The organism is Mariniflexile ostreae (genome assembly GCF_042427585.1).
GTDB classification, from domain to species: Bacteria; Bacteroidota; Bacteroidia; order Flavobacteriales; family Flavobacteriaceae; genus Pseudalgibacter; species Pseudalgibacter ostreae.
The window spans coordinates 1-15733 of the sequence record NZ_JBHMFC010000012.1 but is presented as its reverse complement, the minus strand read 5'-3'; the positions used below and the strand labels follow the sequence as shown (position 1 = coordinate 15733).

12 protein-coding genes are annotated in these 15733 nt (G+C 35.4%); 7 read left to right on the top strand and 5 right to left on the bottom strand.

Features of this window, described 5'->3' with window-relative positions:
* Positions 1-12: 12 nt before the first annotated feature.
* The 4 genes from ACFFU9_RS04455 to ACFFU9_RS04440 all read right to left on the bottom strand — a co-directional run bounded on the left by ACFFU9_RS04455 (position 13) and on the right by ACFFU9_RS04440 (position 2122).
* Positions 13-735: a pirin family protein gene (locus tag ACFFU9_RS04455; RefSeq protein ID WP_379860176.1), complete on the bottom strand. Its 723-nt coding sequence runs from the start codon at positions 733-735 to the stop codon at positions 13-15.
* 71 nt (positions 736-806) lie between these two features.
* On the bottom strand, positions 807-1244 hold the full coding sequence (locus ACFFU9_RS04450; protein ID WP_379860175.1) for a MarR family winged helix-turn-helix transcriptional regulator: 438 nt from the start codon (positions 1242-1244) through the stop codon (positions 807-809).
* Between the two features lie 54 nt (positions 1245-1298).
* On the bottom strand, positions 1299-1580 hold the full coding sequence (locus ACFFU9_RS04445) for a GNAT family N-acetyltransferase (protein ID WP_379860174.1): 282 nt from the start codon (positions 1578-1580) through the stop codon (positions 1299-1301).
* 11 nt (positions 1581-1591) lie between these two features.
* Positions 1592-2122 (bottom strand): NADPH-dependent FMN reductase, encoded by a 531-nt coding sequence (locus ACFFU9_RS04440; RefSeq protein ID WP_379860173.1) that lies wholly within the window; start codon positions 2120-2122, stop codon positions 1592-1594.
* A gap of 163 nt (positions 2123-2285) precedes the next feature.
* On the opposite strand from ACFFU9_RS04440, the gene ACFFU9_RS04435 reads away from it, so the two are divergent.
* Positions 2286-3914, top strand: a complete 1629-nt coding sequence (locus tag ACFFU9_RS04435; RefSeq protein ID WP_379860172.1) for an acyl-CoA carboxylase subunit beta — start codon at positions 2286-2288, stop codon at positions 3912-3914.
* Positions 3915-3969: 55 nt separating this feature from the next.
* On the opposite strand, the gene ACFFU9_RS04430 is transcribed toward ACFFU9_RS04435, so the two are convergent.
* Entirely contained in the window at positions 3970-6084 is a 2115-nt protein-coding gene (locus ACFFU9_RS04430; protein ID WP_379860171.1) for a DEAD/DEAH box helicase, read from the bottom strand.
* Between the two features lie 400 nt (positions 6085-6484).
* Between ACFFU9_RS04430 and ACFFU9_RS04425 the strand changes: the two genes are divergently transcribed.
* The 6 genes from ACFFU9_RS04425 (at position 6485) to ACFFU9_RS04400 (ending at position 15482) form a co-directional block, all read left to right on the top strand.
* Positions 6485-7759: a ribonucleotide-diphosphate reductase subunit beta gene (locus ACFFU9_RS04425; RefSeq protein WP_379860170.1), complete on the top strand. Its 1275-nt coding sequence runs from the start codon at positions 6485-6487 to the stop codon at positions 7757-7759.
* Positions 7760-9550 carry a ribonucleoside-diphosphate reductase subunit alpha gene (locus ACFFU9_RS04420; protein ID WP_379860169.1) on the top strand — a complete coding sequence of 597 codons (1791 nt, stop codon included), beginning with the start codon at positions 7760-7762 and terminating at the stop codon, positions 9548-9550.
* Between the two features lie 769 nt (positions 9551-10319).
* Positions 10320-11729: an aspartate ammonia-lyase gene (gene aspA, locus ACFFU9_RS04415; protein WP_379860168.1), complete on the top strand. Its 1410-nt coding sequence runs from the start codon at positions 10320-10322 to the stop codon at positions 11727-11729.
* A 27-nt stretch (positions 11730-11756) separates the two neighbouring features.
* Positions 11757-12836 (top strand): type II asparaginase, encoded by a 1080-nt coding sequence (locus ACFFU9_RS04410; RefSeq protein WP_379860167.1) that lies wholly within the window; start codon positions 11757-11759, stop codon positions 12834-12836.
* A gap of 107 nt (positions 12837-12943) precedes the next feature.
* Positions 12944-14284 (top strand): anaerobic C4-dicarboxylate transporter, encoded by a 1341-nt coding sequence (locus tag ACFFU9_RS04405; RefSeq protein ID WP_379860166.1) that lies wholly within the window; start codon positions 12944-12946, stop codon positions 14282-14284.
* Positions 14285-14315: 31 nt separating this feature from the next.
* A complete protein-coding gene (locus ACFFU9_RS04400; protein WP_379860165.1) occupies positions 14316-15482 on the top strand; it encodes a porin in 1167 nt (388 codons plus the stop codon).
* Positions 15483-15733: the final 251 nt, after the last annotated feature.

The following is a 15733-nucleotide window of genomic DNA, read 5'->3' as shown; positions in this document are numbered from 1 at the left end:
TTGTTATTCAGTTTAAAACGCCATAGGAACCTCTATAAACAAAAGGCTAGAATCTTCATTGGACATTATTGAAAACAATTTAGTTTCACTTATACCAATAGCATCTCGAGTGGTTAGATCTGTACTAGAAATAGTTACATGACCATGGATTACCATAACATAAACTCCATGAGTTTCACTTTTCAAATGATACTTAAAAGACTTGTCTTTATCTAAATCCATTCTAGAAATAAGGGCGTCTTGATGTATCTTTAAACTGTTTTCTTGATTTTCGTTTATGGATGATACTAGTACCTGTGTTTTATTTTTGTGATTTTCATCACGAAATAATTTTTGGTCATATCGCGGGGTTACATCACGCTTATTAGGTACAATCCATATTTGAAACAGGCTCAAATGCTCTTCTAACGAACCATTGATTTCTGAATGCTCTATCCCGCTACCTGCGCTCATAACCTGAACTTCCCCTGGCAAAACAGATTGCCAATCCTCATGCATAGAATCTCGGTGTTTAAGCACTCCTTTAAGAGGAATCGTTATAATTTCCATATTCTTATGTGCATGAGTTCCAAAACCCATCTTGGGTGCAATAACATCGTCGTTTAAAACCCTTAATGCTCCAAACTGTACTTTATCCTTATCAAAAAAACTTGCAAAACTAAACGAATGATGGGCTAACAACCAACCATGGTCTGCTACGCCTCTATTACTGGCTTTATGGATTATTATTTTCATATTATTTTGCTTTTTTACACTATTGAAGACGAAAATATTTTCTTTTAAGCCATTTTCGATTTCGCTAGAATTCATCTTATTTTGTCAAGCAGATTGCTCAATTGCTCTGCTTCTGTTTCGTTAATATTCTTAATTAAATCGCTATTAAAATTAATGGGAATAGAATCTAAAAGCGCCCTTCCTTCTTGGGTAATTATTATTTTAACCACCCGCCTATCCTGTTGCGAAGGCAGACGCTCTATGTATTTTTTTGCACATAACTTATCCATTAGTCGCGTGGTGTTTGGTGCACGTACTATCATTCTATCTTTTATAACCTGTACGCTTAAAGGTTTATTTGAACCTTTTAATATCCTTAGAATATTATATTGCTGTGGAGAAATGCCATAAGGTTTAAAAAATTCATTTTGATAACTCGTAATCCAGTTGGCTGTGTACAAAATATTAAGCATGGCTTTTATCTTGTTATTAGCAAATTCCGACTGAATATCTTTAGATAAATCTCCCATGTTCTGATAGTAATGTTATATATTGTAAATCGGTTTGAAAAGAAAACATCTATACTAAACCCTAAATGCTTTATAAATTGGGTTTTCATCAAATACTTTCTTAACATATGGACAAGTTGGAATAGCTTTTAAATGATGGGCTTTCATAAATTCTACAGAAGCTTTTATCAACTCTAAACCTAAGTCTTGACCTCTATAGGCTTTTTCAATAAACGTGTGATTTATATCGATATGCTTATCATTGACAAATACATACGTCATTTCCCCTATTTCTTCACCATCCTTTTTTAAAGAAAACGTCCCTTTATTATTTAACTTTATGTGGTTTACTTGCATTTCCTTAGTTTTTAAAGTTCTTTTTCAAATAACTGTACAGCATCCTTTAATTTAAGATTAAATTCGAAATCTGTTATTTTATCTTCTGAAAAATTATCATTGAAAAAAGGCAATGAAAATGTAGCAGCAATATGCGCATCATGGTATGGAAACCTTGCTTGTGCCATTTCTAAAACACTAATTCCGCCTCTAGCCCCTGGTGCAGTAGCCATTAATAATATTGGTTTGCCAAAAAATGTTTTACTTTCAATTCTCGAAATCCAATCAAAAAGATTTTTAAAAACAGCCGTATAGGCACCATTATTCTCTGCTAAAGACATGATAACCCCATCTGAATCTTTAATTAAATTTAAAAAAAGACTTGCGTTTTCCGGAATACCTTTTTCATTTTCTAAGTCAATACCATACATAGGCAACTCGAAATCATTTAAATCTAAAATGTTTGCCTGGGCATTTTCCATTAAGCTCGAAGCATAAACGGCCAGTTTTTTGTTAATTGATTTTTTACTATTACTGCCTCCAAATACTAATATTTTTTTCATCAAATTGTTTTTTGTTTACACAAATATACAAAAAAAACATTTAGTTACCATGGGAAATATTACCATGTAATACAATTAGATGTACTAATCCATTCTTAAAAGCCTTTAGCATATAAATTTAGATAGAATACTTTTGTATTTTAGCTTTAAATTTCACGGGAACATGGACATCAACTTCAACAAAAACGAAGATCATAATAAACTTTTAATTTCAGATTTAAACAAACGTTTAGCACAAGTAAAATTGGGCGGCGGAAAAAAAAATATTGAAAAACAGCATCAAAAAGGAAAAATGACAGCACGGGAACGTGTTGACTATCTATTAGATACTGGTTCAAAATCTATCGAAATAGCCGCTTTTGCAGGTGCAGATATGTACGAAGAACATGGCGGTTGCCCTTCTGGTGGCGTTATTGTAAAAATGGGCTATATAAAAGGGAAGCAATGCATTGTAGTGGCCAATGACGCTACGGTTAAGGCTGGGGCCTGGTTTCCTATTACCGGAAAAAAAAATCTTCGCGCACAAGAAATTGCTATTGAAAACAAGTTACCTATTATTTATTTGGTAGATTCTGCTGGGGTTTACCTACCTATGCAAGATGAAATTTTTCCAGATAAAGACCATTTTGGTCGTATTTTTAGAAATAACGCTATTATGAGCAGTATGGGAATTACCCAGATTGCTGCCATTATGGGAAGCTGTGTTGCTGGAGGTGCGTATTTACCTATTATGAGCGATGAAGCCCTAATTGTAGATAAAACAGGAAGCATCTTTCTTGCTGGTAGTTATTTGGTTAAAGCCGCCATTGGAGAAACTATAGATAACGAAACCTTGGGGGGTGCCACAACACATTGTGACATATCTGGAGTTACCGATTATAAAGCTAAGGATGATGCAGATGCCCTTAATACCATTCAAAATATTATCGATAAAATTGGAGATTACGATAAAGCAGGCTTCAACCGAAAGCCCGCTGAAAAACCTAAAGAAACCCCAGAAGATATCTATGGGATTCTTCCAAAAAGCCGCGCCGATCAATATGATATGTATGAGATAATCAAACGTTTGGTGGATCGCTCAGAGTTTGATGAATATAAGGCGGGCTACGGAAAAACGATTATTACTTGCTATGCTCGCATTGAGGGTTGGGCGGTTGGCATTGTTGCCAACCAACGAAAGTTGGTAAAAACCTCTAGTGGTGAAATGCAATTTGGTGGAGTTATCTATAATGACAGTGCAGACAAAGCCACACGATTTATAGCCAATTGCAACCAAAAGAAAATCCCTCTGGTATTCTTACAAGATGTTACTGGTTTTATGGTTGGCAGCAAGAGCGAACATGGTGGCATTATAAAAGATGGGGCCAAGATGGTTAATGCGGTCAGTAATTCCGTAGTGCCTAAATTCACAATAATTATTGGCAACAGCTACGGCGCCGGCAATTACGCTATGTGTGGCAAAGCTTACGACCCTCGACTTATTGTGGCCTGGCCCAGTGCCGAACTGGCTGTAATGAGTGGAAACTCTGCTGCAAAAGTATTGTTGCAAATTGAAAAGGCCTCTTTAGAAAAGAAAGGTGAGAAGATAACTAAAGAAAAAGAAGACGCTCTTTTTAATACAATCAAGGACAGATATGATAATCAGGTTTCTCCATATTATGCAGCAGCCCGTATCTGGACCGACGCGATTATCAACCCCTTGGACACCAGAACATGGATTAGCATGGGAATTGAAGCCGCGAACCACGCCCCTATTGAAAAGAAATTTAACCTTGGTCTTTTACAGGTGTAACCCCTATAAACCCTCAATTACATATTAAGAAGAAACCCCTTTCATTTTTTATACATTATCGTGGCATACTTTCTATACCAAGCTGATATGCAGACATTCTAAGTTCTACCATAAATGATCTTAGTTTTTTTGAAACTTCTTGGAGGTCATCTGTCATTGAAAAAACTTTAGGATCGCCAACAATTATTAATTTATGTTTCGCTCTAGATAGTGCCACATTTAATAAACGTTCCCCTTGAAAGCCTTTGTAAAGCATGCCTATATTTTTTTCACTATTATCTACAATATCATAGATAATCATATCAAATCCAGACCCTTGAAACGCATGTATGGTTCCTGTTTTCACTCTATGCAATTGCTCTTTTGATAGCCTTTTACTATTTAAAAGCCGCCTAATTTGCGTAACCTGTCCATTATAAGGGGTTATTACACCTATGTTTATATTGGTATTATTAATGAGAATATGCTCTACTATATCGCTAACAATTTGAGAAGTTCTAGCATTAACCCTAGACCTTCCTTCTGTAGACCTAACTACAGATCCCTCCTTTGGCCCTACAGGAATAAAACAATATGGGGTAGCGAGTGTGTGGTTAAAAAGGCCGATTTCTTCAAAATCTGAAGTATAGCACGTGGTTAATTTCCCAGAATAGAACCGAGTATTAACCAAATCACAAATTTCAGGGTGCATTCTTCTTTGCTCTGTTAACATCACCGTCATGTTTTCTTCAAAGCCCGCCACATCTTTAAAATATTCAAAAACATCTTTATTAAACCAATTATCAACCGCTTCAGTTCTCCCCATGCTAATTGGCCCTAACTGTTTATAATCTCCCGCAACAACCAATTTATCATTCGAAAAGCCTGCCATGGTCAAGGTTTGTATTAATGGCATCATCCCTACTTCGTCTATAACAACAAGATCATATGTTTTATTTCCAAAATCATCACCAATAAAACATTGTGCAGCAGTAGTAAAAACAAGTGTAGCTTCGCGAATGCGTTTTTGATTTATTTGTTTGATTTCATTTTTTAAAATAAACTGCTTATTCCTAGCCATAGCCTTTTCCTCAAGACTTAAACCATGGTCATTTCTTAAAACCTTAAGCACGGTCGCATAGTCCTTTCTCAAGTGATCTACTAACGCTTTATCGGGATATAACCGGTTATCATTAACAATTTCAGGCAAAACAGGATAACCAAACCGCAACAGTTTTCTTTCGTTGATTATCTTTTTTGAAGATGCGCTGTAATTATCAAATTCTCTAATAATTTCTAAGCCCAAAACATCAATAGAAGCATTAGAAATCCCTACTGCCAACACGCTTAAGCCTTGACAACACGCTTTAGTTATTAGTTTTGCCAATGTATAGGTTTTCCCAGTTCCTGGAGGCCCCCAAATAAAAGTTATATTCTGGTTAAATACGCGATTTACAGCTTCATTTTGAGATAAATTAAGCCTAGAATCCTCGGTGTTGATTTTATTAGAACTATACTCTAAAAAATCAGTTTTATAAAACAGTTTATGTGTTAAGTTAGACGGCATCATATATGAGGCTTTAAACCGATTCTTAACACCTTTAAGGAAATCTATAGGCTTTGGCTTAAAACGAAATACAGTGTTTAGATGCGCTTCAGACAACTCATGAGACAGCCTAAAAATCATAGTAGACTGTCTCCGATAATAAGCTAAGTAAACACCTCGAACATTATTATTTTGAGGCACGTCTTTCCACCATAAATTTATAGGAATCCCTTCTTGGCTAGGAGTTGAAATACCATCAGGTAAAGATATTACGGCTTCATATAAAAAACCATAATTTGAATTTTTAATGCTCCTTTTAACTTTAGCCATAATCCACAACTTCGCATTATCATCCTCTATGGCATGTGCTTCATCAATGAAAGCTTTTTCAAGTCCTTCCATCTTATTTTCTACAATATCAAACCATGATGGAAAATCTCGCATTAGTAGGTTCCACTTAGGAAAAAACAAGTACCTCTTAACCCTTTCAAAATACATATCGTACTCCTGTAAAGCATGCTCTACAAGCTCAAGTTCTATTTTTTGTTTGTATAATAGATTTGTAAGTTGCTTTTCATTATAAGACTTATCTTTATGATCATGCGTACTCCATTTTTTTATAATTTCTTTAAAAACAACGTCCATTAATAATGCTCTTATTTACAGCCAAAAGCCCTATCAAAAAAGAGCTGATCCTTATGTGATTTATAATTCCATATAGCTATACGAGGTGGTTTTTAATACCTTAAGATTTCTTGGAAAATCTTTAAAATCTAGAAGCCTATGATACGCTCTGCACCTGTTTGTATTTCTTGTGCAAATTTAAAGCGTTTCGTAAGGATGCACCATAAAAACCAACAAAAAAACTCCAACAAACTATAAAAGTCATTCTATAAAAACAACGGAGTCTTTTCTCTTTTTTTTCTATAAACAAACCAATTGTTAATAATTATTTGACAACAATATGATCTCGAAATGGAAAGATATTGATAAAGTTCACATCTTTGCATATCACATTTATTCATAATAATTAGTCCTTATTGCCATGGAGATTACCCACGTCATAAAAAGAGATTTTAATATAAAAATCTTTCATTTAAAAAATATTACAGAAGCTATTCTAAAGGCCATGACCGCGGCAAACCACGGTGGTCCAGAAGATGCTCAGCTTATTTCGGGAAAGGTTTACGAAGCCCTTCTGGAAAGAAAAGCATTGGACGGAAAATACATTCCTACCGTAGAAGAGGTACAAGATTTCGTGGAAACTAAATTGATGGAAAGTGGTTTTTTTGATGTAGCCAAAGGTTATATTCTCTATAGAAATCAACAAACCCAAAAACGCAAGCTCAATATATTTGAAAAGCGTATCAATTTAAAGCCTTATGAATATCCAGCCCTCTATGACTATGTGCCAGCCATTCGCCATTCTTACTGGATCCATACCGAATTTAACTTTACAAGTGATATTCAAGATTTTAAAACCCGCCTTTCTGAAGTGGAGCGTAGTGCCATAAAAAACACCATGCTTGCCATCTCTCAAATTGAGGTTGCTGTTAAAAGCTTTTGGGGCGATATTTATCACCGAATGCCTAAACCAGAAATAGGTTCTGTTGGCGCTACATTTGCAGAAAGCGAAGTGCGCCATCATGATGCGTATTCCCATTTATTAGAAATTTTAGGCCTTAATGAAGAATTTAAGAATCTAAAGAAAAAACCAGTAATCATGATGCGGGTTCATTATTTAGAAACCGCTCTTAAAAACGCCAAAAGTGATGACAATAAAGAGTATGCAGAGTCTATCTTATTATTCTCTCTTTTTATAGAACACGTTTCTTTATTCTCGCAATTTTTAATTATTATGGCTTTTAACAAGCATAAAAATATGCTTAAAGGAATTTCTAATGTTGTGGAAGCCACATCAAAAGAAGAACAAATTCATGGTGATTTTGGAATTGATATCATTAAAATTATCAAGCAAGAAAACCCAGGGTGGTTTGACGATAGCTACAACAGTGTGATCCAAGAAATATGTAGAGAAGCCTTTACCTCTGAAAGCCGAATAGTAGATTGGATTTTTGAAGACGGAGAGCTTGACTTCTTGCCTAAGGCCGTGGTTAATGAATTTATTAAAAACCGCTTCAACAATTCTCTTGAAAGCATAGGAATTGGAAAAATATTTGAGATAGACGAAAAACTATTAGCACAGACCGAATGGTTTGACGATGAGATAATTGGAACAAAACACGGAGATTTCTTCGTGAAACGCTCTATTAATTACAGTAAAAGAACCCAAAGTATAACAAGTGATGACCTTTTTTAAATGAACGATCAAAACAAAACCCTCGACACAAAGAATTCAAAAACAGTTTCAGAAACTGAAAATCTTTTAAACGCTCGTAAAAAAGCGCTCCATAAAACAGGAGAAAAGGAATCACAAGGCTTCGAATGGCTTAATGAGCACAGCCGAAATTTTTTAGCATCTGGCTATCTTTCACCAGGCGTTAATGCAGAAGAGCGCATTCGTGAAATTGCAGATAGAGCAGAAGATATATTGGGTATCCCTGGATATTCAGACAAATTTTTCAAGTACATGTCTGAAGGTTTTTTCTCTTTAGCATCACCCGTTTGGTCTAACTTTGGGAAGCGAAGAGGCCTTCCTATTAGTTGTTTTGGGTCGCATATTGGTGATGATATGGGTAATATTTTATATACCCAATCGGAAGTAGGTATGATGTCTAAACTAGGCGGAGGAACTTCAGGATATTTTGGAAAAATCCGTCATCGTGGCGCCGAGGTTAAAAATAACGGACAAGCTTCTGGAGCGGTTCATATCATGCAGTTATTTGAATCTATGGTCGATGTCGTAAGTCAAGGATCGGTGAGACGTGGACGCTTCTCCCCCTATTTACCTGTTGAACATCCAGATATTATGGAGTTTTTAGAAATCGGTACAGAAGGAAACCCTATCCAAGAGCTTACCCATGGTGTTACGGTTACTAATGAATGGATGCAAGACATGATAGATGGTGATGAAAAAAAACGTGCCATTTGGGCAAAAGTACTTCAAAGAAGAGGCGAAATGGGCTATCCCTATATTTTCTTTAAAGACAATGCCAATAACGCGGCGGCTGATGTTTATAAAGACAAGAGCCTCCCAATCTATGCCAGTAACCTTTGTACAGAAATCATGTTGCCTTCCAACGACGACTGGTCTTTTGTATGCGTGCTGTCCTCTGTTAATTTATTGCATTATGATAAATGGAAGGACACCGATGCGGTTGAAACTATGGTTTATTTCTTAGATGCCGTCATTACTGAATTTGTAGAAAAATTAGAGGCTTATCGCGATTCGGAGAGCCGAGAAGACAGGCAAACCTTCATGTTTATGGAGCGTGCCTATAATTTCGCCAAAGACAATCGCGCCTTAGGTTTAGGGGTTTTGGGTTGGCATTCCTTATTACAATCGAAAATGCTACCTTTAAATAGCCAAAAAGCGTATAATTTAAACAGTGAAATCTTTAAGGCTATCGAGGAAAAATCTTATAAGGCTTCTAGAGAATTAGCTGAAATGTTTGGAGAGCCAACCGTTCTTAAGGGATATGGAAGACGTAATGCAACATTAAATGCGATTGCTCCAACAACGTCATCTGCTTTTATTTTAGGGCAAGTTTCACAAGGTATTGAGCCCATCTGGTCTAATGTATACGTGAAAGATATTGCTAAGATAAAAACAACTATAAAAAATTCATTCTTAGAGAAACTACTTGAAGAAAAAGGGATGAATACAGTAGAGGTATGGCGAAATATTCGCGATTACGACGGCTCTGTACAGCATCTTGATTTCTTAACGCAAGAAGAGAAGGATGTTTTTAAAACCTATTCAGAAATAGACCAATTGGACCTTATTTATCAAGCCGCTAACCGTCAAAATCATATAGACCAAGGCCAATCTTTAAATATTATAGTCCATCCTGAAATGCCTGTTAAGGACATAAATAAAATTCATATTTCAGCATGGAAACTAGGCTTGAAATCTCTATATTATCAGCATAGCATGAATGCAGCCCAAAAATTTGCACAGAAAAAAGACTGCGCAAGTTGTGAAGCATAAGCCATGTTCTAAACCTTAGCTTAAATAAAATAGATCTTATAATAAGAACAGGACAAGCACATGTTTGTACCTGTTCTTTTTTTTTTGCTGTATTTTGAAAACCCTCTAAAAAAAGGATTCCAACTGTTACTGCATTGCAAAAACTTATAAACAACACTTAAGTCACCTTAAAACTGGAGGTATTAAAATAAACTCCAAAATAAGACCTAAATCAAATTCTTAAGCAGGATTATTCATGTAACTTTTTTATAAAATAAAACAGAATAACCTATTCATTTTATTTTTACGACTGGTATACTTAGCCTAAAATCAAGTTTTAATTCTAAAATTGTAATACAATCCATCAACTTCATAAACACACAATATTTTAACATTTATTTATGCTTTTCGTAAGCATAACTAAATTCTTACACCAACTTAATCTAAAACCATCAAATACTAGCGAAACTCCCTTCTTAAGCAGATCTCGTTTTTATCAATATTTACAGTCATATAGGACTTTTTTCATCATATTTATCTTCTTCCATAACAAAAAAAAGAACGCTTTAGTTTTTTACTACATCATATTTTTTTAGCTCTATTTAATTGCGAAATCCCGTCTGTTTTTTTTCATGACTTTTATCAGTTTTTTTTTTTATCCCCCAACCTAACTTTGTTTAATAATTACGAATTCAATATTATTATGCGCTTATTTTTTTAAAAAATATTTTTATTCAACAATATTTTGATTTAAATGTAATGTTATCAAAATAACTTTAAAGAATTTATTATGAAAGCTACAAGAAAAGAACACGATTTTTTAGGTGAATTAAACATTCCAAATGATGTGTATTATGGCATTCAAACGTTTCGAGCCTTAGAGAATTTCAATATTACGGGATTATCTATTTCGAAAGAACCCTTACTGATAAAAGCATTAGGTTATGTAAAGAAAGCTGCTGCATTGGCAAATAAAGACTGTGGTGTTTTAGATGGAAAAATTGCGGAAGCCATATCGTATGGTGCAGATCAATTAATTGCTGGAAATTTTGATAAAGAATTTGTTAGTGATTTAATTCAAGGAGGTGCAGGAACATCGGTAAACATGAATTCAAATGAAGTTATTGCAAATATTGGTCTTGAGTATTTAGGCCATAAAAAGGGAGAGTATAAGTTTTTGCATCCCAATAACCATGTAAACTGTTCCCAATCTACCAATGACGTTTATCCATCGGCCTTTAGAATTGCTCTATATTTAAAAATGGAACACTTTATTACCATTTTAGAACGATTGGAAACTGCTTTTCAAGAAAAGGGCGTTGCTTTTAATAATGTTTTAAAAATGGGCCGTACGCAGTTACAAGATGCTGTTCCTATGACTTTGGGCCAGGAATTCCATGCTTATGCAACAACAATAGGTGAAGATGTGAAACGCTTAAAAGAGGCACAAAGTTTATTATTGGAAATAAATATGGGCGCAACGGCTATTGGAACAAAAGTAAATGCTCCTGAAGGTTTCTCTGAGATTTGCCTAGATTATTTAGTAAAAGAAGTTGGAATTCCACTCTCATTGTCTCCAGACTTAGTTGAAGCCACTGTTGATACTGGTGCATATGTCCAAATAATGGGAACCTTAAAAAGAACAGCGGTTAAGGTTTCTAAAATATGCAACGATTTACGTTTGTTGAGTTCTGGGCCACGAACAGGTTTCAATGAAATTAATTTACCAGCACGGCAACCAGGCTCTTCAATCATGCCAGGAAAAGTTAATCCAGTAATCCCTGAGGTTGTAAATCAGACCTGCTTTTATGTTATCGGCCAAGATTTAACCGTCACCATGGCCGCAGAAGCGGGGCAATTACAATTAAATGTTATGGAACCTGTTATTGCATTTGCCATGTTTACATCATTAGAATATTTAGGCAACGCCATTACAAGCTTGGTAGATAAATGTATAAATGGCATTACCGCTAATACCGATCATTGTTTCAATATGGTTATGAATAGCATTGGAATTGTTACCCAATTAAACCCCATTCTTGGTTACGAAGAAAGTTCTAGCATTGCTGGAGAGGCGCTTAAAACTGGTAAAAGTGTTCATGATATTGTGGTGATTGAACGAAAATTGATTTCTCAGGCTAAATGGGATGAAATTTATTCATTAGAAAATTTAATAACGCCTAAGTATATAAATGCATAACTAATAATAATTTAAAACTAAATGATTATGAATACTAATTTGATTAGAAGAGGAATCGTTGTACTGATTTTGTTCGTTTCTACGTTGCAAATTCAGGCTCAAAACAAAAAAAATACAACTAAAGTATTACCAAGAGTTACTATCCTTGCTACTGGCGGTACTATTGCTGGGGCTGGAGAATCTGCAACAAAAGCTGCCTATACAGCAGGAAAGGTACCAATAGATATTTTATTGAGTGCTGTGCCCCAAATTCACGATTTAGCAAAGGTTAAAGGAGAGCAAATTGCCCAAATTGGCAGCCAAGACATGAGCGTTGAAGTATGGTTAAAACTCTCTAAAAGAATCAATGAAATTTTTGCAGAAAATGCTGCAGATGGAATTGTTATTACTCACGGCACAGATACCATGGAAGAAACAGCTACTTTTCTCGATTTAACCGTATTTTTTGACAAGCCTGTTGTTTTGGTAGGTGCCATGCGCCCCTCTACAGCAATGAGCCAAGATGGAAATAAAAACCTATTGGATGCCGTAATGGTTGCTGCAGATCCTAGCAGCCAAGGTAAAGGCGTTGTTGTCGCTATGAATGAGTTGGTTTTTGATGCTAGAGATGTAACCAAAACGATTACCACAAGTACAGCTACTTTTCAATCTCGTAATTTCGGACCGATAGGTTTAATATACGATGGTAAAGTAAATTACTACTATCAATCCTTACGTAATCCAGAAAAAAAATTCGATGTAAGCAAAGCAACCTCTTTACCTCAAGTTGAAGTTATCTATGGTTATGCCGATGCAAGCCCAGTTACAGTTGATGCTTTATTGAATACAAATGTTAAGGGAATTGTGTATGCTGGCATGGGTAATGGTAATTTTAATGCTGCTGTTGGTAAGTCTCTTGAAAATGCATCTAAAAAAGGCATCGTGGTTTGCCGATCTAATAGAGCAGGAGCAGGTAGAATTACATTATTTAATGAAGTAGATGATGCCGCACTTGGTTTTGTGGTTGGAGACGACCTTAATCCTCAAAAAGCTAGGATTTTATTGATGTTATCTTTAATGGAAACTAATAATCGCGATAAAATTCAAAGCAACTTTTTCGACTATTAATAATCATTCATAAAAAAAACTGGGCGCTACAATAAGTGGCTCTCAGTTTAAAACCTGCACTTGTGATTGTACATTTCAAGTGGTAACTAAATTAAATTTCTGAGCTTATGTTTTGGATTGAATTTGCCGTTCTTTTAGTTATGATCCTTATTGGATCTCGAATGAAAGGGATTGGACTTGGCGTAATGGGAATATTTGGATTGGTAATTTTTGTATTTGCCTTCCACATGAAGCCTAGCAACCCTCCGTTAGATGTAATGCTTATCATTATAGCCATTGTTACAACTGCGGCAACACTTCAGGCATCAGGGGGCTTAGATTATTTGGTGAGTTTAGCAGAAAAGGTGATAAGGAGCAACCCTTCAAACGTTACTTTTATTGCTCCTTTCGCAACCTATGTTTTGTGCTTGTTTGCCGGAACTTCTCATATTGTATATTCTATATTACCTATAATTTCTGAAGTTGCAACTAAAAAAAGAATCCGTCCAGAACGCCCCTTAAGCGCTTCGGTAATCGCTTCTCACTTAGCGTTAACCGGTAGTCCAATTAGTGCCTGTACGGCCGCACTTGTTGTGTTGTTGGGCTATCCTGGGGCTCTTTTTGATGTGATGATGATTTCTATTCCAGCAGGCTTATTGGGAACATTGGCTGCTTGTTTTGTGGTTAGAAAAAAAGGATTGGAATTAAACGAAGATCCCCTTTTTTTAGAGAAAATGAAAAACCCTGAGTTTGCAAAAACTATTGATACTAGCTCAGAAAGCAGTGGAAATAAAGTTAAAGCTGGTGCTAAAACATCGGTTATGATTTTTAGCATTGCCATTCTACTTATTGTAGTAGCTGGCGCTTTTCCAGATGTTCTGCCTAATTTTGGACCGGGACAAGAGGATTTAGTTGTTAAAAGCGACGGTACCGTTTCCATGGTTACAGTTATTTGTTTAATCACTTTAGCTGCGTCTGCTGCCATGATGCTCATAACCAAAACCAGTGCGGTTACCGTAACTCAAGTCAGTTTATTTAGTTCTATGGCATCTGCAACCATCTCCGTGTTTGGTGTGGTATGGATGGCTTCTACTTTTATGGAAAACAATTCTGAAGTTATTAAAGAATCGTTAGGAAGCATTGTAAATGCACATCCGTGGACGTTTGCCATAGCTTTATTTGCATTGGGAATTATTATGTTTAGCCAAGCTGCTACTGTTAAGACCTTGATACCACTGGGAATTGCTCTGGGGTTATCGCCTTTAGTCTTAATAGCCTCCTTTCCTACCGTAAATAGTTTCTACGTATTACCCGGCTACCCAACACTGTTGGCTGCCATTAATTTTGATAGAACAGGAAGTACCAAAATAGGAAAATACGTGGTTAACCACAGTTTCAACCGCCCTGGTTTTGCCTCTACAATTGTTGCGGTTTCCGTAGGCTTTCTATTGGGCTTCTTAATATTATAATGTATAGAACTATAAACTTAAAAAATTAAAGATGAAACGATATTTTATTTATTTAGCAGTTATTTTATTGCCAATTATTGCAGTTGCGCAATCCCAAGAAAACAAATCAGACTTGGAATACCAATCCTTAATCCCGATAACAAAACAATCTCTATTAAAGAATGTGAATGTTATTTTTAATACGCGTTTAGCATTTGATAATAGGTTTGAAGAAGGAGATTATGAAAGCTCTAACTTCTCTGCCAATCAATTTCGCTTGGAAGTTAAAGGTAAAATACATGAAAAGGTAAGCTTTAGATTTCGAGACCGATATACGCGCGAACATAAAGTGGGCGATCTTGATAATATGAGCCGATCAACCGATCTTGCCTATTTGGTGTTTGCTTTGTCCCCTCAAACGAACTTAACTGTTGGTAAACAATCTGCAGATTGGGGAGGATGGGAATTAGACTATAATCCGATTGATATTCTTGAATATAATGACCTTATTGAATATGCAGACAACTATTTGATTGGAGCAGGCCTCTCCCATACACTGAAGAACGGAAAAAACACCTTTGGCTTGCAAGTATTAAATACCAGAACAAAATCTTTAGAAACCCAATACGATGGCTATGATATTTCTGGAATTACAGCAGCAAGAGCACCTTTAGCATTTGTAGCATCGTGGAGAGGGAGTTTATTTAACGGAAAATTCCAAACAAACTACAGCTACAGTTACTTTACTGAAGCTAAAGACAAAGTGATGAACTATTTAGTGCTAGGAAATAAATTTAATTCAAAAAAATTCACACTTATGTATGATTTCCAATATAGCCTTGAAGATTTAGATAATAAAGGCATTGCCTCAAATATCGTGGCTACAGGGTTTCAGCGCCCAGGAGAGCATGTTAAATATGTGGAACATTGGGTACGAGCAGAATACCAAGTACAACCGAAAGTTAACTTGTTATTATCGCTTATGACCAATAATACATACTCTGAATTGAATGGTAGTTCAGAAAAATTAGTCACTACTTTTGGATTAATCCCTACCATCGAATACGCACCATTTAAAGATATGAACTTAAAGTTTTTTGCAAGTTATGTCGCTAGAAAGTACGATTACTCTAATTATTCAACAACGCAATTCTCTGCAATAGATAGAAATACCGGACGATTTAGTATTGGTATCATTGCACCTTTATTGGTTTTATAATTGAATTTTAAATAAAAAAAAACGGCTGTTTTCGAAGTAACCTGAAAGCAGCCGTTTTACTATTTAAATTTTTAATTTAAATCTAAATTTCTTCTTCTTGCTACAACATACTTTTCAGCCTTTAAATATAGCATGAATATGAAGGTCTAATACCAAAATAGATGTGTAATGCCGTATATTTTTTGTATATTTATAGATGGGAAAAAAAGCAGAAATACACATAAGGGAATCGGTTGAAGACCTAAAAAAAC

Bases quoted from the DNA above. Each gene is read 5' to 3' on its own strand.
- ACFFU9_RS04400 (WP_379860165.1), top strand. From the start codon at position 14,316: ATGAAACGATATTTTATTTATTTAGCAGTTATTTTATTGCCAATTATT.
- ACFFU9_RS04405 (WP_379860166.1), top strand. From the start codon at position 12,944: ATGTTTTGGATTGAATTTGCCGTTCTTTTAGTTATGATCCTTATTGGA.
- aspA (WP_379860168.1), top strand. From the start codon at position 10,320: ATGAAAGCTACAAGAAAAGAACACGATTTTTTAGGTGAATTAAACATT.
- ACFFU9_RS04430 (WP_379860171.1), bottom strand. From the start codon at position 6,084: ATGGACGTTGTTTTTAAAGAAATTATAAAAAAATGGAGTACGCATGAT.
- ACFFU9_RS04440 (WP_379860173.1), bottom strand. From the start codon at position 2,122: ATGAAAAAAATATTAGTATTTGGAGGCAGTAATAGTAAAAAATCAATT.
- ACFFU9_RS04445 (WP_379860174.1), bottom strand. From the start codon at position 1,580: ATGCAAGTAAACCACATAAAGTTAAATAATAAAGGGACGTTTTCTTTA.
- ACFFU9_RS04455 (WP_379860176.1), bottom strand. From the start codon at position 735: ATGAAAATAATAATCCATAAAGCCAGTAATAGAGGCGTAGCAGACCAT.
- ACFFU9_RS04425 (WP_379860170.1), top strand. From the start codon at position 6,485: ATGGAGATTACCCACGTCATAAAAAGAGATTTTAATATAAAAATCTTT.
- ACFFU9_RS04420 (WP_379860169.1), top strand. From the start codon at position 7,760: ATGAACGATCAAAACAAAACCCTCGACACAAAGAATTCAAAAACAGTT.
- ACFFU9_RS04450 (WP_379860175.1), bottom strand. From the start codon at position 1,244: ATGGGAGATTTATCTAAAGATATTCAGTCGGAATTTGCTAATAACAAG.
- ACFFU9_RS04410 (WP_379860167.1), top strand. From the start codon at position 11,757: ATGAATACTAATTTGATTAGAAGAGGAATCGTTGTACTGATTTTGTTC.
- ACFFU9_RS04435 (WP_379860172.1), top strand. From the start codon at position 2,286: ATGGACATCAACTTCAACAAAAACGAAGATCATAATAAACTTTTAATT.